This is a genomic window from Paenibacillus sp. KS-LC4, assembly GCF_036894955.1.
In the GTDB taxonomy this organism is placed as follows: Bacteria; Bacillota; Bacilli; order Paenibacillales; family Paenibacillaceae; genus Pristimantibacillus.
Genome location: NZ_CP145905.1, coordinates 5,198,369 through 5,222,141, shown reverse-complemented (window position 1 = coordinate 5,222,141; position 23,773 = coordinate 5,198,369). Strand labels below are relative to the sequence as shown.

Here is a 23,773-nt window from a genome sequence, read left to right as displayed (position 1 = left end):
CCGCCTAAGAAGCGGCATCTGCGAAAATTTCGTTCGCACCGTCCCGGAATTGTTTTGCGGCTTCAACTGGCGTGATTGTTCCAAGAAGCATTTGATTTCTAATTTTCGTGAATAGTGTGTTGATGCTGGTCGACGTTAGGGGAACAGGCGGATCAAGCGGGCTAGAATGTTTCTCAACTTCATCCATATACACATACTGCTCTTTATCGGTTTCTTTCATCGTACTGAGCAGATGCTCGCGTACTTTAGCTGTAGCGGGAACACCGCGCTCGCCAAGCAAAATATCATTCACTTCTAAATTATTGAAGAAAAAGTCAACGAACAAAGCCGCTTCATCCTGCAGCTTCGTATAGGCAGAGATCGAGAAATACATCGAAGGCTTAACGTAGTTGCCTTCAGAGCCGCCTTTAAAGGTTGGAAGCGGCAGCAGCTTTAATGCCTTGCCTGACAGGTTCGTAAAGGAGACGATGTTATTGCTCGTCACCCGATGGAAAGCAGCAAGCTGATTGACGATAAGAGAATCCTTGTCAGCCGAGCGGTCTTTGAGAACGGCCGCGCTTGCCATTAGGCCTTCATCAATCAGCATTTTCTCCATTGTGAAGTAGTCGGACAAATATTCATCCTTATCGTAGCCAAGCGAGCTGCCATCCTTGGAATAATAGCTTGCGCCCCGCTGTCTGATGTAATAGGCAAAGTCTAGAGAATCCGTACCGATCGGGACAAAGTTCGGGTCGCTGATTTTTTCCTTAAGGTCGCGGGCGGTTTGAATGAGATCTTCATACGTATAGCTGGCTGCTGGAACAGGAATGCCAGCTTGCTCGAATATTTCCGGATTGTACATCATGCTCAAGGCATTTATCCCGGTAACGACGCCGTAAAGCTTGTCGTCTATCGTGCCTGTCGTGCGCGAGCTTGCATCCAGATCGGTAAGATCAAGCTTGCCAGAGGCAGCCAAATCATCCAGCGGCAAAATCAGCTTGCGCTTGGCATACTCATCAATAAATTTGTAATCCATTTGAATGACATCAGGGAAGTCTTGATCAGCAGCTGTCATAGCGAGCAGCGTCCAATAATCTGCATTTGTTGCATCTACCGGCTCAATTTTTATATTTGGATATTGCTTTTCAAATAAATCAATGACTTTAAGCGTTTTTTCACGCCTCACGTCATTGCCCCACCAATAAACCTTAAGCGTTTTTTGCCCATTTTCCGTTGCGGCAGGCTCTGTGGTGGCGGCTTTAGTTGTGCAGCCGGTAGCGATTAAAGCAACTATGATGACAGTAAAAATGATGAATCGGATTTTAAGAGCGGTCTTCACTTATTTCCCCCTTGCGGCTTTTTTTGCCATTTATATATGGTTAACTACTTATTATATCGGATTTATTATTTTTTTATTTAGAGCTGACATATCCCATTTTATTGAACGGGTGGCGAATACTATTTTGCGGCACTGTTTGCATAGGTATAAAAAGGAGCCGTTTCACCTTATCGCACGGGGAGGAATTTGCGATCGTATCCATAGTGGGAAGCAATCAGCAGTTGATTATACCTGAGGGATTATCGTTCCAAAATGTGACCGAAAGGCGTTTATCCTTTCAGGATGTGAGTGAGCGGATTTGCAGCTTTATTGCTGGAGATGTGCATGCCTCCTATCATTTTGTAGTCGGAACGGACAGTCAAGTATTTCGGGGGTATACGAAGTTTGTAACGGGGGTTGTCATTCGTAGAATTGGAAAAGGGGCTTGGGCCTGCTATCGCCAAACGGTAGTTCCCAGGGAAATGATGAAGCTCAGAGAAAAGCTGACGCTGGAAACGGTATTGTCGCAGGAGGTTGCTTATTATTTTATGGATGGCGTGCTGCAGCGAATGGAGGATTTGCTGCTGCCCTATGTATATGAAGGGGCATCACTGGCGCACTTCATTGATATTGATGCAGGTACGGTACCTTCTGTTAATGAAACCTCGCTTTATGTGCAGGAAATGGTAGAGCGGGTGCAGGGAATGGGAACCTATGCTGCGCGTGTCAAGCCGGATTCCTATGCGGCTTCCTCCTATGCCAACCGTTTTACGAAAAAGGCAGTTCCCCGCTACAAGCGCAGGAGTCTGTTCTGAAGCAGCTAGACTTCAGGCAGGCTTTCTTGCATATACGGTGGCACTTAGCTGCCCAGCATGGTATATTTCTGTTAGATCATAGGAATAGAAAGCAGGGATTATCGTGCGTATTGGAGCAATTGAGGCAGGCGGCACAAAATTTGTGTGTGGCGTTGGCAATGAGCATGGCGTCATTGAGGATCGCGTAAGCTTTCCGACGGAAAAACCAGAAATAACGATGGCGAATGTAGTCGACTATTTCAAGGACAAGCAGGTCGAGGCTATTGGCGTCGGCACATTCGGTCCAATTAATATTGATAAATCCAGCCCGCAATATGGGTTTGTTACGACAACGCCTAAACCGGGCTGGGGGAATTTCGATTTTCTTGGCGCATTGAAAGCGCATTATGACGTGCCTTATGGCTGGGATACGGATGTTAACGCTGCTGCTTATGGAGAAGCGGTGTGGGGTGCTGCGAAAGGCTTGGACAGCTGTATTTATTATACGATTGGCACTGGCGTGGGCGTCGGTGTTTATTCGGAGGGCAAGCTGGTCCACGGACTTGTGCACCCGGAGGGCGGCCATATTTTGACCCGTCGTCATCCTGAGGATACGTATGATGGCTTCTGTCCTTATCATGGCGACTGCTTGGAAGGCGTAGCGGCAGGTCCTGCTATTGAGAAGCGCTGGGGCGTGAAGGCGGTAGAGCTTCCACCAGAGCATAAGGCGTGGGAGATAGAAGCTTTTTATATCGCACAGGCTGTAGCGGGCAGCATTTTGCTGCTGTCGCCTCGCAAAATTATTTTGGGCGGCGGCGTTATGCATCAATTGCAGCTATTCCCGCTTATTCACGCCGAAGTGAAACGCGCCTTGAATGGTTACGTGCAGGCAGCGGAAATATTGCAAAACATTGAAGAGTACATCGTATCGCCAGGACTAGGTGATAATGCGGGACTATCCGGTTCGCTTGCTCTTGGGCTTGACGCTTTAATAAATAGCCGAAAATAATTAGTCCTTTTAAGAGGAGACGACCATGCAGAATACTTACGAATTACCTCGTGCAACACCGGAAAGTCAGGGAATAAGCTCGACAGCTATTCGTTCTTTTTTGGCAGGCATTGCGGATAATCATTTGGATCTGCATGGCTTGATGATGATTCGACATGGGCATGTCGTAGCCGAAGGCTGGTGGACGCCCTATCAGGCAGATCGGCAGCACATCGCTTATTCGTTGACTAAAAGCTTGAGCTCCATGGCGATTGGCTTCGCGGTGGAAGAAGGTCTGCTTTCCGTGGAGGATGCGGTGCTGGACTATTTTCCCGAGGAAGCGACTGAGGCGATCAAAGCCAATATGGGCGGGCTTAAAATACGCCACTTGCTCACGATGTCTACCGGACATACGAAGGATACGGCACGCTTTGATATGTTTCAATCCTGGTTGTCTGATCATGTCACCCCCAAGGTAGGCGATCGTTCTGACCGCAATTGGATAAAAGGATTTTTCGAGCAGCCGATTGAGCGTGAGCCAGGCTCGTTTTTCCTCTACAACAGTGGGGCGAGCCATATGCTGTCAGCTCTTGTACAGCGGGTAAGCGGCCTTGCTCTTCCTGATTATTTGATGCCGCGGCTGTTCGAGCCGCTTGGTATTGAGCGTCCGGTGTGGGATTCAGCGCCTAACGGAGAAGCTACCGGGGGCTGGGGAGCCAGGCTGAAAACCGAGGATTGGGCGCGTTTTGGCCAAATGCTGCTGGATAAAGGCATGTTTAATGGCAAACGCATCATTTCCGCCGAATGGATAGAGCAGGCGACTGCCAAGCAAATAGACAACATCAATCATGGCGAGGTCGTAACAGGCTCCGGCACTGATTGGCAACAGGGCTATGGCTATCAATTTTGGAGATGCAGACATGGCGCCTATAGAGGCGATGGAGCTTTCGGGCAATTTTGTGTCGTTCTGCCCGGGCAGGATGCCGTCATTGCGATCAACAGCGGCGTACAGGACATGCAGCTAGTGCTGGACTTAATCTGGGAGCATCTGCTGCCAGCCATGCTGCCAAGCTCGCTGCCTGAGAATGAAGCTGAGCTTGCGTGCTTGCGGGAGAAGCTGGGCAGCCTAGTCCTGCTAGAGCGCACTGGGCACCCGCGCCCGCTGTTTGCCGAGGGAACAATTCATTATAAGGTGGAGCAAAATGAGGATGGGGTCACGGAGCTTTGCCTGATATTTGGCAGAGAAGTGACAACTTTATTGTGGAGCGATGCGGCGGGGAGTCATCGTCTGGACTCCGGTCATCAACAATGGTATTATGGCAATGAGCTGGCTAATGAAGCCGTAGCAGCCCGCGCGACCTGGCTAAGCAGCGATACGCTGGTTTTCGATATTTGCCGCGTCTTTACACCTTATCATGACGAGGTTATTTGCACCTTCAGCGGCGAACGTATTACAATCGCCTACAAGCATTTTGATTTTGTAAACCGTCATGGAGAGCTTGCTGGCGAACGGCTTTCAAACTAGCATTTGACAACTATTCTATTAAACTTGAAGCTGCGGAGAAGGGAGGCCTTAGTCATGAAGCGTTTGTTTCATAGCCGTATAATGTCCATGGGCCTCTACGGGCCGTTTTAAGCATAAGCATGAAGAGAATAGGTGGCTTATTTATGATAGGCCGCTGCCGCAGGCAGCTCCTCTTCATATGCAGGAGGACCGTAGGCTGATGGCTTGCGGTCTTTTTTGGTTTATATGATTAGGAAGTATAGGAGCTCGCCCTACTTTCTCTATATTCCTATTTTAAAGGAGATAATGCCCCATTTATGATTACCAAAACGTATAAACCTTATATTTTCAAAGCAGAAGCAGGCCAATCCACTGATGATTATTTCAATTATGCAACGGCCGTCCAGACGATTAAGAGCATGCTCGAGGAAGCCTTCGGCTCACCTATGCAGCTGTACATGCAGGATGACGGGGACGATGTGTGGGACTGGGTTTCGGACGATCTCGCGAGTGGATACGAAGGTGTAAAGCGGGAGGCTGCTATCTACGACTTGGTGGAGGATCGCTCCTTTCGTTTCGAGGATTCGAAGTCTGAAGCCAATTACCGGATCAATCCTTCGCTTCGCAATAATGTTATTTCTTATCCCGAATATGAGGTAGCGTTTGCCCGTATTCCTTTTTTGCGCCAGTATGGCCTGAACACGGAAGATATTATTTTTGCGAAAAATGATGAGGCGATGCGTGCTTTTCTCGAAGCGATGCAGGCGAGGCAGCTTAGCGAGCGTCGCGTGACGATTTTTACCGATACGAAGGAAGGGTTTGAGCGCAGCAAGGAGCAAATCACGCGAATGGTAGAACGCGACGAGGTGATGATGAGCGAATCCTTGAAGCAGCAAATTTACCGTTCCATTGATGAGTTTTTCTCTCGAGATCGCGAGTTTTTCCAAACCTATAACGTGCCGTATAAAAGAGGTATTCTCCTGTATGGCAAGCCGGGAAATGGCAAGACGACGCTTGTAAAATCAATCGCAGGCAGCGTAGAGGCTCCTGTCGCCTACTGGCAAATTACGGAGTATACGACGAGCGATTCGATTCAACAGGTGTTTTCCGCCGCGATGAAAATGGCGCCGATGATTCTCGTGATTGAGGATATTGATTCGATGCCGGAGTCGGCACGCTCCTTCTTTCTGAATACGCTCGACGGAGCAACATCCCGTGAAGGGCTGTTTCTAATCGGCACGACGAATTATCCAGAAAAAATTGATCCGGCGCTCATGAACCGCGCAGGCCGCTTCGACCGGGCTTATGAAATGAAGCTGCCTGATAAAGAGCTGCGGCTTGCCTATTTGCAGCGCAAAGGGTTCGGAAGACTCGCAGAGGATGCGGATGGACTTATGGAGGAAGCAGCGTTAATAACGGATGGCTTCTCGTTTGCCCAGCTAAATGAGCTGTATGTATCCGCGGCGCTTCAGAAGCACTACGAGCAGAGTGTAGATTTGAAGCGGGTCATTGAAGAGCTGAAAACAGACTTTGACAAGGATCGCCGCGGAGTATGGATGGCAGATAAAGGACAAAAGCAAGTGGGCTTTCAAACGCTTTAAGCGTGCTTGAGTGAAACGAACAAGCCTAATCGGATGGCGGCAAAGGATGCTGCCATCCGATTAGGCTTGAATGGAAAGGAGATTTGAAATGGTAATGGATTATGGTTCAAATGCAATCTCGATATCCCGTCATTCGCGTGGACGCCGTTTTCCTTGGAAGCGAGTGCTGTTATGGGCAGCCATTGTCGTCATAGTTCTGATCCTGGCGCTATTCCTATTTATACAGGCGAAGACGTATAGTCCGCTGGAAGAAGCGCTCACCGCGCTGAAAAGCGACGGCTCTGTTCAGGTAAGTGAGCTTAAGCATGGTTACCGTTTTGAGCCGGAAGCGGGCAAGGAGTTGCTTTTGCCTAATATTATTTTTTATCCAGGAGGGCTGGTGAAGCCAGAGAGCTACGCACCGCTTGCACGGCGCCTGGCAGAGGCTGGACATCGCGTTTATGTGGCGTCAATGCCATTGAACTTGGCGCTTACTGCGCAGAACCGCGCAGATGAATACATAGCGGAGCATCCAGAAGAAAGCTATGTGATCGGCGGGCATTCGCTTGGCGGTGCATTTGCTGCGAGATATGCGGCAGAGAATCCGAATAAGCTGGCCGGCATCTTTTTCATGGGCGCATATGCCGATGACGGCGCTGATTTGAGCGGCAGCAAGCTGGCAGTACTGCAAATTACGGGGACGCTGGATGCTGTGCTGAACAAGGAAACCTGGGAGCAGTCCAAGAAAAATTTGCCTGCGGAGCGGACCGAATATGTGTCGATCGAGGGCGGCAATCATGGCGGCTTCGGTACATACGGCAAGCAGTCCGGCGACAACGATGCGACGATATCGGCTTCCGAGCAAGCGGACAAGGTGGCAGCTGCAATCGACGCTTGGCTTTCGAAGCTCCCCAAATAAAACGGTTGCCAAAGGATATTTTAGCCATTATAATGACGTTGAAAAGGTTTTCAAAAAAAAGAAAATAAAGGATGGTTTGGCGATGAAGCCTACGATCCGTGACGTTGCTAGAATGGCTAACGTATCCATCAGCACCGTTTCCCGTGTCATGAATGCGCCGGAATCGGTCACGAGGGATAAGCGACAGCGTGTGCTAGAAGCGATTGAAAGCTTGAATTTTCATCCGAATGCGCTGGCCCGAGGTCTTATATTCAAAAGGTCGCAAATGCTTGGTGTTCTCATTCCCGACATCCGCAACGCTTATTTTGGCGAAATTATTCGCGGCATGGAGGATGCGGCTAAGCAGCTTGGCTACAATTTGATGATTTGCAATACGGACCGGTTGCCAGAGCGAACGATTACTTATCTGGATACGTTGAACAAGCAGCAGGTCGACGGCTTATTGTTCGTCAGCGATTATGTCCAAAGCCAATATTACGAAACGATGCAAGCTTGCGGCTATCCGGTCGTGCTTGTGTCAACCGTGTCTTTCGAATACGAACTTCCATCCGTTAAGATTGACGAGGAGGCCGCTGCTTTTGAAGCGGTCAATTATTTAATCGAACAAGGGCATCAGCATATTGGCCTCATCTGCTTCACGCTGCCCGACCCCATCTCAGGTCAGACCCGCCATGACGGCTTCGTCCGGGCTCTCGAACAAAACAACCTCCATCATTGTGCAGACTACGTAGAGTTTGCAACACACTGGTTTGAAGAAGCATATGCAGCCACCTCTCGCTTATTCGACCGACACCCACACCTAACTGCTGTATTTGCTTGCTCCGATGAATTTGCAATGGGCGTTATTTCCTGCCTGAATGATCGTGGAATCCGTGTTCCCGATCAAGTTTCCGTTGTAGGCTTTGACAACCAGCGCATGTCTTGGATGACGATACCGAAGCTGACGACGATTGCCCAGCCCATGTATGCGATTGGCTGGAGAGCTGTAGAAAAAATGCATGAGCAGCTCGAAGGAAGAGAAGCTGCCGTGCTAAGAGAATGGCTTCCTCACGAGTTAATTATCAGAGAATCGACGCTGCCTGCGCCTCATGCTCGACTCCAAAGCATTGTGCATAAGGAAGCTTAGGCTGATGTTTGTTCGCTGTAGTTGTCACCTGCGATGCATTTGCTGAATACGTTTGATGTAAGCGCATTCATTTTAAGCGGAGCAAGGGTATTATTTGCAATTTCATTTCGCTTCAAGCTTGAAGGGGGTGATGCAACATTACGCTATGAACATAGCTTCTATGAACGACTTACAACCTGTAAACGTACATCATGCGGCGAACGTTCATCAACGAGAATGACTTTCGATTCACTTGACTATGAACGATAAGGGGATGGGTCTTTTGAAAAAGCCATTTAAGTTTGGTCACACGCTCATGCTGAGCATGGTTCTAATTATGGCGCTGCTCGTAGCTGCTTGCAGCAGCGGAAGCGGCGGCAGCAATAGCACTCCAAGCGAGGGAGCGGCAGCAACAGCTACACCGGAGGCTAGTGCGGAGGCTACGAAGGAGCCGGAAGGAAACGCGGACGGTTCGCCGCTGGAGCAGGCGCTTGCCGGCAACTACAAAGGAACGAAGGTATCTATGTTTGGTCCATTCGTTGATGTGGACCAAGTGAAATTCGAGGAGAGCATTAAGGCGTTTGAGGAGCAAACGGGCATTGATATTCAATATGAAGGCTCAAAGGAATTCGAGGCGACCATTTCCATTCGAATCGACGGCGGCAATGCGCCGGATATTTCCGACTTCCCACAGCCAGGCCTGCTTGCTAATTTCGTGAAATCGGGCAAGGTTATCGATGTGTCGCAATTTTTGGATACCGATAAGCTAAAGAGCAACTACAATCAAAGCTGGCTGGATATGGCGACGATGGAAGGGCCGAGTGGACCTATAATGGCCGGCGTATGGAATCGCAGCAGCGTGAAAAGCCTCGTCTGGTATCCAAAGAAAGAATTTGATGATGCGGGTTATACCGTACCTAACACTTGGGATGAGCTGCTGGCGCTCACGGAGCAAATTGCCGCTGACGGCGATCCGGCATGGGCAATTGGCATCGAAAGCGGAGCGGCAACCGGGTGGCCCGCAACCGACTGGATTGAAGACATCATGCTGCGCACGACAACACCGGAAAACTATGATAAGTGGGTAAAAGGCGAGCTGCCATTTACAGATCCTATTGTTAAAAATGCATTCGAGAAGCTGTCGCAAATTTGGCTGAACGACGACTATGTTTACGGTGGGCGCAAGTCGATCGTAACGACTGCATTCGGGGATTCGGTTACACCGATGTTTGATCATCCGCCTAAAGCATGGCTGCATCGCCAAGCCAGCTTTATTACAAGCTTTTTCCCTGAAGGGTTGAAATCGGGTGAAGATTATGACTGGTTCTACTTGCCGTCGATTGATGAGGCTTATGGTGACCCCGTGCTTGTTGCAGGTGATTTGTATGCGATGCATAACGACCGTCCGGAAGTGCGCGCCGTTATGGAGTTTTTCACGACAGGCGAATCTATTAAGACCTGGGTGCAGTCGGGTGGCATAATCGCGCCAATGAATGATGCAAGCCTGGATTGGTATCCGACAGATGTCGAGCGCAGAATGGGCGAGCTCGTGAAAAACGCCTCGACGCTGCGCTTTGATGGATCTGATCTCATGCCTGGTTCGGTAGGAGCAGGCACGTTCTGGAAAGGAACGACGGACTATATTAGCGGAACCGTTGATTTGGACGGCGCGCTTAAAGAAATTCAGTCTGGCTTTAATAATTAAATCTTAATTGAAGGAGGGGCTGGGCCATGCTAGCTTCCACGCCAAAAACGAGCAAGTCGCGAAACGTTGCCGTTACTCTGGCTGTCGTGCTCGTAAATGCGATTATACATTCAGGCATTTACTTATTCCTGCGCGATACGAATTTGCCATCTGTCTTATATGCTTTGCTTGCTATCATTTGGGGAGTGCTGGGCGTTTATTCGATTTATTGGTCGTTTAACTGGGCAGTGGAGCAATATTCGGACATCTGGAAGCGACGCATCCAGCCCTTTATTTTCGTAGGACCTGCTGCGTTGCTGCTCGGCTGGCTGCTGCTTATCCCGACGCTGCGCACCTTATATATGAGTCTTATGGATGCGGGTACGGAGAAGTTTGTGGGGCTTTCCAATTATGCCGCCATTTTCACGAACCGCTTGCTGCTTACCGCGCTGCGCAACAATTTGATATGGGTCGCTTTTGGCGCTACTGCCTGCATCATCTTAGGTTTGCTCATTGCCGTGCTCGCTGATCGCAGCAGCTTCGAGAAGCTGGCGAAGGGCATAATCTTCATGCCGATGGCGATTTCCTTCGTGGCTGCCGGGGTTATTTGGAAGTTTATTTATTTCTACAAGCCGGGAGATGAGCAGATTGGTCTGCTCAATGCGATCGTGGTAGCCTTCGGAGGGGAAGCGCAGGCATTTACCAGCATGCTTCAGCCCTGGAACAATCTCTTCCTGGTCGCCATACTGATTTGGATGCAGACGGGATTTGCGATGGTACTGTTCTCGGCGGCGCTCAAGGGCGTGCCGGAGGATATGCTTGAGGCGGCGCGTATTGACGGCGCAGGGGAAATTCGTATTTTTCGCAGCATCATTATACCGGCGATTTCGGGGACGATTTTGTCCGTATCAACGACAATTGTTGTCTTTACGCTCAAGATTTTCGATGTCGTCATGGTCATGACGGGAGGGCAATACGATACCGAGGTGGTGGCGACGCAGTTTTACCGTCAGTTTTTCATGTATCGCAATGCCGGCTACGGCGCAACGCTGGCAATTGTGCTGCTCATCGCTGTCATTCCCGTCATCATTATTAATTTGCGGCAGTTCCGGAAACAGGGGGGATTCTGATGAAGCGAACAAGGAAAAAGACGATGTCGAAAACCATCGTCAACGTCATACTCGCTTTTATTTGCCTCATCTGGCTCATTCCGACGGCAGGCCTCTTGGTCTCCTCCTTCCGGCCTGCGGTTGATATTTTGCAGACGGGCTGGTGGACGGTATTCCCACACCGCGATTATGTTACGCAATCGACGATTACGCTGCCGAAGGAAACCGATTTACGGCAGCCGATTGAGGTTAATGGCGAGGTGTTTGACGATGATCAGCTGCGTATTGGCGTCACCGCGCAGGATGGCAGCAGACTCATCTGGGAAAATCGCCGGGCGCGCACGATTCAGGTGCAGCAGCCGGACTGGAAGGTGAACTCGAATTTTACGCTGGATAACTATAATGGCGTACTGACAGGCAAAACCTTTGAAATTATGCAGTCAGACGGCACGGTAAGAGCGCAGAAGGGAGAAGGCCTCTCCAAAGCATTTCTCAATACGCTAGTTGTGACGATTCCAGCGACGATTATTCCAATCCTGATCGCGACCTTCGCCGCTTATGCATTTGCTTGGCTGCGGTTTCCGCTGCGTCGATCCATGTTCGTCGCGGTCATTATGATGCTGGTTGTGCCGCTCCAGGTTGCGCTCATCCCGATTTTGAAGGATTATACCGCACTTGGTTTGAACGGCAGCTACCTCGGCATCTGGATTGCGCATACCGGCTTCGGCCTGCCGCTGACGATCTATTTTATGTATACGTTCATCAGCCAGCTGCCTAAGGACTTGTTCGAATCGGCATTTATGGATGGCGCGTCGAACTTTACGATTTTCACAAGGCTTATTTTGCCGTTGTCGGTTCCAGCGATTGCCTCCATCGGTATTTTCCAATTTTTATGGGTATGGAACGATTATTTAGTATCCTTGGTGTTTATCGGCAGCCAGCCGGATGTACAGGTCATGTCGATGCGGATTGCCGCAATGGTAGGGTCAAGAGGCAGCGATTGGCATCTGCTGACAGCAGCTGCGTTCGTCTCTATGCTGATGCCGCTAACTGTATTTTTCGCCCTGCAAAAATATTTCGTCCGCGGCTTATTGGGCGGCTCGGTGAAAGGCTAGGCATCTAAGGGCGCTTCACCTTCAAGAAACCCGTGCGGATGCCCAACAGATTGGGTACAATAGCAGGGTAGGAGGAGATTGAGGATGTCAGATGTTACATTTTTGCGTAACTTTCCCTTTTTTGAGCATTTGAATGATTTGGAGCTGGCGGCAATCGCTCCGTTGTTCGTGACAAAAACCTTTGCAAAGGGCACCCAGCTGTTCTGGGAGCAGGATGAAGGCGATGAGCTGTATATGATTAAAGCTGGAGCTGTACAAATTTACCGGCATGAGGACAATCGCGAGGTTATACTTGCTATTTTCCATGAAGGGGACTATTTTGGCGAGATGGCTTTGATTGATCGTACGAAGCTCCGTTCTGCGTCAGCGAAAGTATTGGAGAAAAGCAAGCTATATGTATTGAAGCGCGAGCAGTTTTTCACCCTGTTGAAGGAAAATCCGGGCATTCTTATTCATATTTTGGGCATTACGCTGGAGCGTTTGCGTAAGGCGAATGAGCTGATTACCGACCTGACAATTACAAATGCTCGTACGCGGATATCGCGGCTCCTGCTGCGGCTGGCGGATAAGCACGGAACGACGATCGGTCTGAAGCTGACGCATCAGCAAATTGCCGATATGACGGGAACGGTGCGGGAGACGGTGACCAAGGTGCTGCTTGAAATGCAAAATGAAGGTTATATACGTATTGTGAGCAAAAAGATCAGCATCTTGAACAAAGAGCAGTTGCAGGTTATCGGCGGAATTCACCAGGATGGCAGGCTTATGGATGAGGAGGCTATCGCTCAAGAAGGCTGATTGCCATTATTTTTGCGAAAATGTAATTTGGATTACATTTTTTTGCGGGAAAAGTTGTTATGATTTAAAAGAAGAAGATAATAATAATGACGTGACGTCATCCTCCCATTTATTCATTACCTATTCATAATGCGCTTCTAGCCGAAGCGCCCTCTCCATTAAGCAAGCATAATGCCTTGCGAGAGGCCGCCTTGAAAGTAGTTTTTCGCTACTTGCAAGGCGGCCTCCTTTTTTTCGTTTATTTTATGTTAGGGAATAGTAGCCGTTTGAGACTTAAACGCGAGGGGACTCAAGCTGAGCCTTAATGCTTTCCTTCGCTTCTTCGGCTTTTTCAGTAACAGTGTTGATGACATGCTCGGTGCTTTCCTTCGCGTGGTCGGCTATATCGGAGGCTTCATCGCGAACGGTGGTGGCAAGGTTTTGCGTTTTATGGCCGATAGTTGAAACAAGCTCGCTCGTTTTCTCGCTAATGTTGGAAGCTAGGCGACCTGTTTTTTGTGTTAAATCCGAGCATGTATTGGAAAGAGATTTTCGCAGCTCAGAGCCTGATTTAGGAGCAAGCAGCAGGGCTGACAAAGCACCGAGCGCACCTCCAATTAAAATTCCTGCGAGCAGTCCGTTTGATTTTGCTTCGTTTACAGGGTTTGACATGTTAATCCTCTCCTCTTGTCTGATTATCGTCTCTCATGTCATTAAGTAACCCGCCTAGCAAATTTTGAAACAAGGGTTAAAATGAATTGGAATGAAACTCGCTTATGGAAGGAGCATTATTTATAGGATTGGAAAGGCGTAATCGTATATGATATAACTACTAGAGCGTTTCACTTTGACAAAAAAGGTTGATTAACTTGTAGCTATGAAAGGAGCGCGAACATATGCGAATTGCAATTGTGGACGACAACGCTACGAATTTGCTCATTATAGAGAAGATTTTGCAAAAAGCCGGATATACGAAATTAGCAACAGCCTCCTCAGCGATGGAGCTGTTTGATATTTTGGAGCTAGATGAGCCGAATGCGACGGAACCGCCGGTTTCTCTCATTCTAATGGATTTAATGATGCCGGGCATTGATGGCATTGAAGCGTGCAGGCGCATTCAGGAGAGCGAGCGCTACCGCGATATACCTGTTATTTTTGTTACGGCGCTTGGGGATTCGAATAAGCTGGCGGAAGCGCTGGACGCGGGAGCGATTGATTATGTCATGAAGCCGATCAATAAAGTCGAGCTGCTTGCTCGCATTCGCTCAGCGCTTCGTCTTAAATATGAAAAGGATTGGCATAGGGAGCGCGATCAGCGTATTTCCTTCGAGCTGAATTTGGCGAAGCAGGTGCAGCGCAGCATACTTAGCGATCCGATAGACAATGATCGGGTCAAAATAGATGCGATTTATCGCCCATCATCTGAGCTAGCAGGCGACTTTTATGCCTGGTACTGCTTAGGCGGCGGAAAATATGGCGTTATTTTGCTTGATATGATGGGCCATGGCATTTCTTCCTCGCTCGTATGTATGTATATTTATTCGGCGTTGCAGGATACGATTAAGAGCATTTCCGATCCTGAGCTCGTCGTGCTTGAGCTGAACCGGAGAATGATGCAGCTGCAGGGCTCTAATCAACTAATGAACTATTATTTTACCGCTATTTATTATGTGCTGGACACAAGCGAGCAGACGATTGAATATGTCAATGCGGGGCATCCCGCCGGTATCGCTTTTGTGGATCAAAAGCCGCAGCTGCTGACGGAAGGCTGCTGCGCGTTAGGATTTTTTGATAACATTGAAGTGAAGAAAGGTACGATTGCTTATCGCAATCAGGTGAAAATCGTGCTCTATACCGACGGCCTGCTCGATCAGATCGCCAAAGGACAAGAGGATGATGTCCAGCAGCTGCAAGCAAGGCTGGGTGGAAATGGGGAACAGCTTGAGGATCATGTGCTGAATCTATTCGAGGGCCTGGGGCAGGTAAGCCAGCAGGATGATATTTGCCTTGTTACGGTCGAAACAAAAGGGAAGGCGAGATAGAAGGATAAGTGAGATACAATATAAAAAAATTTAAAGCATGGCTCGCGGGCTGTTTCAATCATTCCCAAACGGTTTAATAGTAGCATATCTGACTATTTCAGCAGATGCTGGATTTGTATGAACAGCATGATTGGCTGCCTTTCAGATTATTGCAAACGTAGGCATGGTAATTGTAATAGTCGCTTATATCCCGCGAGCGGCAAGCGGGCAGCCGATCTTGAAGATCGGCTGCTCTCCGCTTGTGCAGTGACGGTGTTATTGATATGATCTACTTAAAATTTGCCTTGGGAGTGTGTTCAATGACATTAAACAAATTTCAGGCAGTTATTCATGAAACGGATAGCGCGATAATTGTACAAGTAGGCGGTGAGCTTGATTTGGCCGCAGCACCGGAGCTGCGCTCTCTGCTCGAAACGGTTGTGAACCGTACGGATAAGACGCTTATTCTTGATACGGAGCGTCTTGCTTATATTGATAGCACAGGTATTGGCATCGTTGTGTCAGTCATTAAAGCGCGTGATGAGAAGAAAGCTGAATTTATCGTTAAAAATATTCCAAGAAGCATTAAGCGGCTATTTGATATTACCGGCATTTCAGGCTATATCAACGAAGGGACCGTAAGCTAGGGATGAAGCGTATTGTGATGCAAATACCGGCGGACGCACAATATTTAGATATCGTCAGGCTTAGCCTATACGGTATTGCTTCTAAAATGGGTTTTTCGTTCGAGGATATCGAGGATATGAAGGTTGCTGTTGGGGAAGCTTGCAATAACGCTGTTTTGCATTATGCGCCAGATCAAGCAGATGAGCGGGAAGTGGCTCATGCCGATCAGGCAGCGGAGGATGAGCTTCAAATTAAAGTTGAATTTGAAGTGCTGCCAGATCATTTGACGATTAAAATTACGAACAGCGGAGCAGGCTTTGAAGCTGGCGATTATATGGAAAAGGCAGGGCCGCTTGAAGGTGAAGACGCAAGCGGTTTGGAAGTTGGTGGACTTGGCTTGTATTTAATGCAGGCATTAATGGATGAAGTTAATATCCATTCCGCAGAAAGCACGCAGGTTGTCATGACCAAGCGTCTTCTGCCGCTGCAATAACACATAACCACGACAAGGCATGGGACGTCCCGGCAAGTCGTGGTTTTGTTTTTTTTATATGGCTAGCCGGCTGCTGTTTCAGTCCTTGGGTAGCAGGGTAACTTAAACGTAACAAGAGGCACAAGGAAAGTAAGGGGGCTATGCTTATGCTATGGGAGATAGGGGTTTTGATTGCAGCAATTGCTTTCGCCATACTCGTTTATTATGTGATAGAGGCGCTTAGATCACTTAAGTATTCACTCGATGAGATGAGGGTAACTTTAGTCGAGGTGAAGCATGAAATATCGGCAATCGGCACAGAGGTGAAAAGCGTCGTTCAAACGACGAACTCTGTTGCTGATGATGTAAATATGAAGCTCAAATCGCTGGATGCGTTATTCGGCTCGCTTGATAATGTAGGTCATGTCGTTCAGGAGGCGACCTCGGCAGTTAAGGAATCGGCGGTTGCACTCATTTCTTCTGTGAAGTCAGGGCAGAAGCTGCGGAAGGAAAGAGCTGTTGCACAAGCCGAAGCGGAAGCAGCGCGACCTAAAGCGGCAGTAAATACTACAAAGACAGAGCTGCTTGCACAAGGAGCAACGCTAGCTGCGAAAGTGCTGCATATGCTCGCAGAGCGCAAGTCTGGAACGGGAGCCTCAGAAAATGCAGCTGGGCCAGCGGCTACGCATCATACGGCTTCAAGCAGACATTAAACAAACCGTTAGCAGCATGATAGGCGTTGCTTTACATCTTACAGTAGAAAGGAAAGAATGGCTGATATGAAAACATCGGTGCAATTGACAATTCCAGCGGAGGCAGATTATCTCGATATTGTTAGATTGACTCTTTACGGTCTCGCCGTTAAGTTAGGCTTCGAATATGAGCAAATTGAAGATATGAAGGTAGCAGTGGGCGAGGCGTGTAATAACGCGATTATACATGGCTATGAGCATGTAGGCTCGGGCGAGCTACATGTGAATTTTGAACAGCAGTGTGATGGACTTAAAATTTGCATTCGTGATAATGGCACAAGCTTCAATTATGAACAGGCTGTTAATCGAACAGCGGGTGCGCTTCACTCCACGAGATTAAGCGATGCCCCAATCGGCGGACTTGGTCTGTATATGATGCAGGAGCTTATGGATCATGTGGAAGTGAATACGACTAGCGGTACGGAGGTCATTCTTACCAAGCTGCTTGGCAGAAAAGAGGAAATGGCATGAGCATAAAACCCTCCTCCAAAGCACCAAGTGAAATTGCCGCTTATATGCATACCTACCGAGAGGAAGGCTGTAATGAAGCGGCTACTGCGCTTCTGTTGCATTATGAGGATATCGTTCGCATGGCTGCTGGCAAAATGTCACGCAGCCGTCCTGACTTATATGAGGATTTATTTCAGGTAGGACAAATGTCGCTGCTGCGGCTATTTAAACAATATGATCCTTCAATTGGTATTCCGTTTGAAGGTTATGCGATGAAAAGCGTCATCGGAAATTTAAAAAATTATTTGCGTGACCGCTCCTGGTATATTCAGGTGCCTAGACGTGTTAAGGAAAAGGGCAGCATGCTTCAGCATGCGATTGATGAATTGACGGTCAAGCTGGAACGCTCGCCGAAGGTGGAGGAAATCGCGGCCCATCTGGAGCTTACGCAGGAAGAGACGATTGAAATTTTGGCAGGACGTGATTATTACCATTATACGTCACTGGATACGCCGCTCACCAGCGAAGGGGATGGTGCTTCAATTGGTGACCTCATTGCTAATCCGTCTGATGAATTTAAAGCGCTTGATATGAGGCTGGATATAGGGGAAGCGATGAAAAGCCTCAAGGAAGAAGAACAGACCGTTATCCATTTAATCTATCAGGAAGGCCAGTCGCAGCGCATGATAGCCGACAAGCTGGGAGTCTCGCAAATGAGTGTTTCACGGATTCAGAAGCGTGCGATTGAGAAGCTGCGGGCATGGCTGTAAGTTTATCTGAGATGCCTCTTTTCTTGCCATACTCTAAGCAAGGATGATAGAGTTATAAGTATGGTTGGAATGGAGGAATGACTTATTTGGCGTTCGATGCGCTTTACAATAAGAGCGAAAATTTTATTAGGCTATCTTAGCATTCTATTATGTTTAGCAGTTGCTATTGGTATTATTGTTGTGCGTATAAATGCTTTGCAGAGCGAAATCAATTTCATAGCGGATCACGATATTACCGTTCACGAAATGGTTGATCAGCTTGAAATTAATATGCTTGATATGCAAAATGGGCAGCGGGGTTACGTTATCAGTGGTGACGAGAAGTATTTAGTTCCTTACAATGATGCTAATTTAGCATGGGGAAGCAATTACAGTAAACTGCATGAGCTGTTGGATGATAATCCTGGCCAACAGGCGAATTTAGAGGAAATTAAAGCTAATATTGAGCAATGGGGCAAGTTTGCGGGGGAGCCCGTCGTTCAACTGCGTAAAGAAAACAAGATGGATGCGATCCGGACCTATTATGCGAGCGATCTGGGCAAGGAAATTGTAGAAAAGGTGCGTACCCAGTTGGATCAGCTTCGCACTTCGGAGAAGGAGCTAACGAAGCTAAGAGTGGAGGCACTCTCACAAAATAATCGCAATTTGCAAAATGTGCTGTTTATTGCCTTTGCTTTAGTGACGATAAGCGCGATTGCTGCTGCTATATTCGTCTCAGGTGCCATTGTTCGTACGATTAAGGATGTCAAACATACGATTCGCAGCATCATCGCTTCAGAAGGTGATATTAATGAGCGGATTCGCGTAAATACGAAGGATGAAATTCGCGAGTTAGCCGAGGCGACGAATGAATTGCTGGACAACGTCAATGAAGAAAGCTGGGTACAGAAGCGGACCGTGGAGGTAGCGGATATGTATCAGGGCTTTAAGCATATTGCTGATTTGTCCGAAGCGTTTGTTTATCAAGTAACGCCGATGGTTGATGCTACTTATAGCGCTATTTATTTGCGCCATGTACAAAATGGCGTATCCACCTATGTGAAGACGGCTTCTTTTGCCGGGCACGATCATGCTATAGAAGCGGCAGTAAGCTTCAAGCCCGGAGAAGGAATTGCTGGTCAATGTGTCGTTGACAAACGGCTTTATCATTTGACAGATTTGCCGATGGGATACGTTAAAGTCCGCTCTTCCTTAGGGGAGGCTTCTCCTCGAAGCTTGCTGGTGGCTCCGGTTTTCTTTGAGGGCAAAGTTCTGGCGGTTGTGGAATTTGCCTCTTTAGGAAGCTTCGATGACAAGCATCTTACCCTTATTAAAGCGTTGCAGGAAAGCCTTGGCGTAGCTATAAACAGTGTCATAGGACGTATGGAAATCGAGCGTCTGCTTAATGAATCACAAATGCTGACCGAGGAGCTTCAGGCGCAGTCTGAGGAATTACAGGCACAGTCTGAAGAAATGCAAATGCAGCAGGAGCAGCTGCGCCTGACGAACGATTATTTGCAGGAGCAGCGGGACTTGGCAGAGCAGCGCAACAGTCAGCTGGAGCAGACGAAGCATGAGCTTGAGGAGTATTCCGAGAAGCTTATCCAGAGCTCGCAGTACAAGACTGATTTTCTGGCCAATATGTCGCACGAGCTGCGTACGCCGCTTAACAGCATTTTAATTTTGTCGCAGATGCTTTATGAGAATGAAAATAAGACGATGACGGAGGAAGAACAGCATTATTCCCACGTCATCCATTCGGCAGGCAAGGATTTGCTCAGCCTGATCGACGATATTTTGGATTTATCGAAAATTGAAGCCGGTAAGCTTGAAGTAACGATTGACGAAGTGAATATGACTGAGATTCCAATGTTGATGCGCCAGCTATTCGATCCTGTAGCCGAGAAAAAGCAGCTCTCCTTCGTTACGGGCTTCGATGAGCAAGCGCCGCCTATTATATCGACGGACGGTCACCGCTTACAGCATATATTAAAAAATCTGCTGTCCAACGCGTTTAAGTTTACAGATAGAGGTTACGTGCACCTCAGCATTTCTCCAGTTGCACAATCAAAAATAGTAGAGCTTTATAATGGCGAGGCTCCATCAGATACGATGATTGCGATTTCGGTAACCGACAGCGGCATTGGCATTTCGCCAGACAAGCAAGCCATTATATTCGAAGCATTCCAGCAAGCGGATGGCACAACGAACCGCCAATATGGCGGTACGGGCTTAGGCTTATCCATCTGCCGTGAATTTACCCGCCTGCTAGGAGGCAGGTTGCAGCTTGAGAGCGTGGAGGGCGAGGGAAGTACCTTTACGTTGTTTTTACCAAGCTTAAGTGAAGAATTCGTGGCGTTCAGTCAGGAGATGCTGAATAGTCGAGACCAGTCGGCGGCTGGTGCGAATACCGTAATATGGCTTGCATCTGATGATGCTGGAGGAGATGCTAAGCAACAGGATGATGAAGAGCTTAGCGAGGAAGAGAAGGCACAGCGTAAAGCTCATATAGAGGATACGCGGCTATTTGAAGGAAAGCGGCTGCTGCTCGTTGATGACGATGATCGCAATGTATTTGCGCTTAAGACGGCCCTTACCAGTAAAGGAGTTATTGTGGAATCAGCGAGCAATGGCAAGATCGGCGTGGAGCTTTTGAATCATCAGCCTGACTTTGATATTATTCTTATGGATATTATGATGCCGGTTATGGACGGATTGGAAGCTATACGCAGTATTCGCAGCAATCCATTGCTGAAGGAGCTGCCGATTATTGCACTCACGGCCAAAGCGATGAGGAATGATCGGGAGCGCTGCATGCAGGCGGGCGCCTCGGATTACATTAGTAAGCCGCTCCAAATGGAGCAGCTTTACTCGCTGCTCCGCGTATGGATGACGAAGCAGGAGGGTCGATGAATCAAGAAGTGGAAAACGTAGAGCTAGAATTATTTTTAGAAGGCATCTACCGTTATTATGGATTTGACTTTCGGCATTATATTCGTTCGTCGCTCATGCGCCGGATTCAAAATCGGTTGCGTATTGAAGGAATCCCTACGATTACAAGACTGCTTGAACAAGTGCTTCGTGATAAAGACATGCTGGATAAGGTGCTGCATGATTTCTCTATTAGAGTGACCGAGATGTTTCGGGACCCTGGTTTTTTTCGTGCCCTGCGGCAAGAGGTGATCCCTTATTTGCGAGGACTTCCGGAAATAAGAATTTGGCATGCTGGCTGTGCGACAGGCGAAGAGGTTTATTCTATGGCTATTTTGCTCAAAGAGGAGGGCCTCACCCAGCATAGCAAAATATATGCGACCGATATGAGTGAGAGCGCGATTGAAAAGTGCCGGCGAGGTGCTTACCCGCTCAAGCAAATGCAAATCTATACGAAAAATTATATGGAAGCAGGCGGAATAAGCGCATTTTCCGAATATTATCAAACGGATCATCAATATGCTTATTTTTTGCCTGAGCTGCGCGATAATATTATGTTCGCCCAGCACAACTTGGTGACGGACGGCTCGTTTAATGAATTTCATCTCATTCTTTGCCGTAATGTGATGATTTATTTCGATACGACCTTGCAACTGCAAGTCCATAAGCTGTTTTACAGCAGTTTGGCGGTGGAGGGGTTTCTCGGTTTAGGTAATAAGGAGTCCATTGTCCAGCTCGATAAGCATTTTAAATATGTCGAATTTAACCCGAATGAGCGAATCTATCGCAAACCAACATTAAGCGGAGATGACGTAACCTAAGCTATATGATAAAAAGAGCGGCTTGTCTGCTCTTTTTTTGTGTTATATAATTTTTTTGCCAATAGGTAAAAAAGGCAGGGATGCTATCAAAGATTGTCGAATACTTTAGGAGAAATGGGCTAGTGATGAATCTTCGAGGCTTTGAGGTGCAGGAATGAGAGAAGTATTGAGATACGCAAGGTTCGTCGTACTATTCTTCGTTTTATCCATCTGTTTAATGGTTCCTCGGGCTTTTGCGAGTCCTCCTCCTCCACCAATAACACATATTGATCAGTGGTATATTCAATGGCTAGATGAGGCAAGTCAGGAGCCGGTGCTCGCAGATGTGATGGATCAGGAGCACAATGATAGATGGATCTGGTCAACTGAAAATGATCGGGTCACTACGAAGCCGGATGGCTTTAACTCCGCCTGGATCAAGATTGAGGTTCCAGATTTGAAGTGGGAAAATCCTGGAATAATGCTTGACGTGAACTTTGCGCAGCAAATTCGTATATTTAACGATGGTTATCTTATATATGAGGATGAGCGCAACTACGGCTATGAGACAAACAATATTTTGCTGAAGCTGTCTCCTCATTATTATAATAAGCCGATATACATCTATTTAAAAGGCAACGCAGATTCAAGCTCGCTAGGAATCGACGGTAGCGTGAAGCTTGGCGATTTCCAAAGCATGAATTCTAAATATTTGCAGAAAAATATTCTGGATATCATTTTGGGCTGCACGCTTGTATTTGTATCTATTTCATTACTTATATGTATGCTGTTTGTGAATAAAATATATTGGCCAGGCTGGAATTCGTTATGCCTCCTGATGCTCTCGCTTGGGATTATGACGTTGACGATTTCTCCGTATTTGTATGCGTTTTTCGGAAAATCCAGTCGAGTGTATTATTATTTGTTTGATATATCCTCGACGTTTATTATGACCTGGATCTTTTTATTTTTTGAGCAAATTATTAGTAAGGGAACAAGCCGGGTACTCAAATATTGTTTGCGTGTCCAATTAGCCATCTCCACCGGAAGCATCGCATGGCTGCTGTTGAGCATCCTGCTAGGTGGAGGAGTGCTGCACTATTATGAGCGCATCGTGCCACTTATCTTCGCTTCGTCCGTGATAATTGGCAACATCATCTTAATTTCGGTGCTTGCGTTTTATTGTATGCAGCGAAATCGGGAAAGCATTATTATTTCTATAGGCTTTGCGCTGTTTGCACTAACTGTAGTATCCGAGCTGGTCATTTATTTTACTCACACAGATTATGAAATGTTTTATTGGAAATGGGGAACGCTGTTTTTCATTTTCTCTTTAATCGTGGTGTTAATCCGCCGGATCATTAATAATTATGAGCAAATGCTGCTGTATTCCCGTAAGCTGGAGGTATTCAATAATGAGCTGCAGCGTTCTGAGAAAATGGAAATCATTAGCCAGCTTGCCGCATCAGTTGCACATGAAGTGCGCAATCCGTTGCAGGTGACACGCGGCTTTCTCCAGTTAATTGGCCATCGCTCCGCCGATCAGAAGGATAAAAATTATATGCTGCTGGCTATCGACGAGCTGGATCGCGCATCCAGCATCATTACGGACTTTTTGACCTTTGCCAAGCCCCAGGTTGAAATGACGACGATATTGAATATAGCGGAGGAGCTGGGGCAAATTGAAGCTATACTATCTCCGCTTGCTACGATTCAAGGTGGAGAGCTGCGGGTGGAGTCGAATTTTGAGCTGTATGTGCGTGGTAATTCCTCTAAGTTCAAGCAAGCGATTATTAATATTGTGAAAAATAGCATCGAAGCGCTGCCAACAAAGGGCAGCATCGACATTATCGCCTATCAGGAGGATTCCACCGTCATTATTCGCATTAGCGATAATGGAGTAGGGATGGAAGAGAGCGAGCTGGAAAGACTAGGCGAGCCGTATTTCTCTAATAAGTCCAAAGGTACAGGGCTTGGGCTAATGGTTACCTTCCGCATTATTGAAGTAATGAACGGTCGGATCTATTTTAACAGTATTAAAGGAGTAGGTACGGAAGCGTTCGTAAGCTTGCCTATAGCAGAAATTCAATAAAAGCGCC

General features: G+C 47.6%; 21 protein-coding genes. 19 read left to right on the top strand and 2 right to left on the bottom strand.

What is annotated here, in order from left to right:
- Positions 1–4 precede the first annotated feature (4 nt).
- Complete coding sequence (locus V5J77_RS22115; protein WP_338553008.1) at positions 5–1,318, bottom strand: extracellular solute-binding protein; 1,314 nt, start codon at positions 1,316–1,318, stop codon at positions 5–7.
- Positions 1,319–1,542: 224 nt separating this feature from the next.
- Between V5J77_RS22115 and V5J77_RS22110 the strand changes: the two genes are divergently transcribed.
- The 10 genes from V5J77_RS22110 to V5J77_RS22065 all read left to right on the top strand — a co-directional run bounded on the left by V5J77_RS22110 (position 1,543) and on the right by V5J77_RS22065 (position 12,893).
- Positions 1,543–2,112, top strand: a complete 570-nt coding sequence (locus tag V5J77_RS22110; protein WP_338556990.1) for a ribonuclease H-like YkuK family protein — start codon at positions 1,543–1,545, stop codon at positions 2,110–2,112.
- Positions 2,113–2,215: 103 nt separating this feature from the next.
- Positions 2,216–3,100: an ROK family protein gene (locus V5J77_RS22105; RefSeq protein WP_338553006.1), complete on the top strand. Its 885-nt coding sequence runs from the start codon at positions 2,216–2,218 to the stop codon at positions 3,098–3,100.
- A 25-nt stretch (positions 3,101–3,125) separates the two neighbouring features.
- A complete protein-coding gene (locus V5J77_RS22100) occupies positions 3,126–4,604 on the top strand; it encodes a serine hydrolase (RefSeq protein WP_338553004.1) in 1,479 nt (492 codons plus the stop codon).
- A gap of 296 nt (positions 4,605–4,900) precedes the next feature.
- Positions 4,901–6,184 carry an ATP-binding protein gene (locus tag V5J77_RS22095; RefSeq protein ID WP_338553003.1) on the top strand — a complete coding sequence of 428 codons (1,284 nt, stop codon included), beginning with the start codon at positions 4,901–4,903 and terminating at the stop codon, positions 6,182–6,184.
- An 88-nt stretch (positions 6,185–6,272) separates the two neighbouring features.
- Positions 6,273–7,082, top strand: coding sequence for an alpha/beta fold hydrolase (locus tag V5J77_RS22090; protein ID WP_338553002.1), 810 nt, complete (start codon positions 6,273–6,275; stop codon positions 7,080–7,082).
- A gap of 82 nt (positions 7,083–7,164) precedes the next feature.
- On the top strand, positions 7,165–8,208 hold the full coding sequence (locus V5J77_RS22085; protein WP_338553000.1) for a LacI family DNA-binding transcriptional regulator: 1,044 nt from the start codon (positions 7,165–7,167) through the stop codon (positions 8,206–8,208).
- A gap of 262 nt (positions 8,209–8,470) precedes the next feature.
- Positions 8,471–9,892, top strand: a complete 1,422-nt coding sequence (locus V5J77_RS22080) for an ABC transporter substrate-binding protein (RefSeq protein ID WP_338552999.1) — start codon at positions 8,471–8,473, stop codon at positions 9,890–9,892.
- A 26-nt stretch (positions 9,893–9,918) separates the two neighbouring features.
- Positions 9,919–11,001 carry a sugar ABC transporter permease gene (locus tag V5J77_RS22075; protein ID WP_338552998.1) on the top strand — a complete coding sequence of 361 codons (1,083 nt, stop codon included), beginning with the start codon at positions 9,919–9,921 and terminating at the stop codon, positions 10,999–11,001.
- Positions 11,001–12,095 carry a carbohydrate ABC transporter permease gene (locus V5J77_RS22070; protein ID WP_338552997.1) on the top strand — a complete coding sequence of 365 codons (1,095 nt, stop codon included), beginning with the start codon at positions 11,001–11,003 and terminating at the stop codon, positions 12,093–12,095. The genes V5J77_RS22075 and V5J77_RS22070 overlap by 1 nt, the downstream gene beginning before the upstream one ends.
- An 84-nt stretch (positions 12,096–12,179) precedes the next feature.
- On the top strand, positions 12,180–12,893 hold the full coding sequence (locus V5J77_RS22065) for a Crp/Fnr family transcriptional regulator (RefSeq protein WP_338552995.1): 714 nt from the start codon (positions 12,180–12,182) through the stop codon (positions 12,891–12,893).
- Between the two features lie 273 nt (positions 12,894–13,166).
- On the opposite strand, the gene V5J77_RS22060 is transcribed toward V5J77_RS22065, so the two are convergent.
- Positions 13,167–13,544: a YtxH domain-containing protein gene (locus V5J77_RS22060; protein ID WP_338552994.1), complete on the bottom strand. Its 378-nt coding sequence runs from the start codon at positions 13,542–13,544 to the stop codon at positions 13,167–13,169.
- A 224-nt stretch (positions 13,545–13,768) separates the two neighbouring features.
- On the opposite strand from V5J77_RS22060, the gene V5J77_RS22055 reads away from it, so the two are divergent.
- The 9 genes from V5J77_RS22055 to V5J77_RS22015 all read left to right on the top strand — a co-directional run bounded on the left by V5J77_RS22055 (position 13,769) and on the right by V5J77_RS22015 (position 23,766).
- Positions 13,769–14,914, top strand: a complete 1,146-nt coding sequence (locus V5J77_RS22055; RefSeq protein ID WP_338552993.1) for a fused response regulator/phosphatase — start codon at positions 13,769–13,771, stop codon at positions 14,912–14,914.
- A 299-nt stretch (positions 14,915–15,213) separates the two neighbouring features.
- The gene (locus V5J77_RS22050) at positions 15,214–15,540 is read left to right on the top strand and encodes an STAS domain-containing protein (RefSeq protein WP_338552992.1); all 327 of its coding nucleotides are present in this window, start codon (positions 15,214–15,216) and stop codon (positions 15,538–15,540) included.
- Positions 15,541–15,557: 17 nt separating this feature from the next.
- Entirely contained in the window at positions 15,558–16,013 is a 456-nt protein-coding gene (locus V5J77_RS22045; RefSeq protein WP_338556987.1) for an ATP-binding protein, read from the top strand.
- 146 nt (positions 16,014–16,159) lie between these two features.
- Positions 16,160–16,705, top strand: a complete 546-nt coding sequence (locus V5J77_RS22040) for a DUF948 domain-containing protein (protein ID WP_338552991.1) — start codon at positions 16,160–16,162, stop codon at positions 16,703–16,705.
- Positions 16,706–16,771: 66 nt separating this feature from the next.
- Complete coding sequence (gene rsbW, locus V5J77_RS22035; RefSeq protein ID WP_338552990.1) at positions 16,772–17,215, top strand: anti-sigma B factor RsbW; 444 nt, start codon at positions 16,772–16,774, stop codon at positions 17,213–17,215.
- Positions 17,212–17,964: a sigma-70 family RNA polymerase sigma factor gene (locus tag V5J77_RS22030; protein WP_338552989.1), complete on the top strand. Its 753-nt coding sequence runs from the start codon at positions 17,212–17,214 to the stop codon at positions 17,962–17,964. Before rsbW ends, V5J77_RS22030 begins: the two co-directional genes overlap by 4 nt.
- Before the next feature lie 180 nt (positions 17,965–18,144).
- Complete coding sequence (locus V5J77_RS22025) at positions 18,145–20,856, top strand: CHASE3 domain-containing protein (RefSeq protein ID WP_338552988.1); 2,712 nt, start codon at positions 18,145–18,147, stop codon at positions 20,854–20,856.
- Entirely contained in the window at positions 20,829–21,695 is an 867-nt protein-coding gene (locus V5J77_RS22020) for a protein-glutamate O-methyltransferase CheR (protein WP_338552986.1), read from the top strand. Before V5J77_RS22025 ends, V5J77_RS22020 begins: the two co-directional genes overlap by 28 nt.
- A gap of 154 nt (positions 21,696–21,849) precedes the next feature.
- Complete coding sequence (locus V5J77_RS22015; protein WP_338552985.1) at positions 21,850–23,766, top strand: HAMP domain-containing sensor histidine kinase; 1,917 nt, start codon at positions 21,850–21,852, stop codon at positions 23,764–23,766.
- The last annotated feature ends 7 nt before the right edge of the window (positions 23,767–23,773 follow it).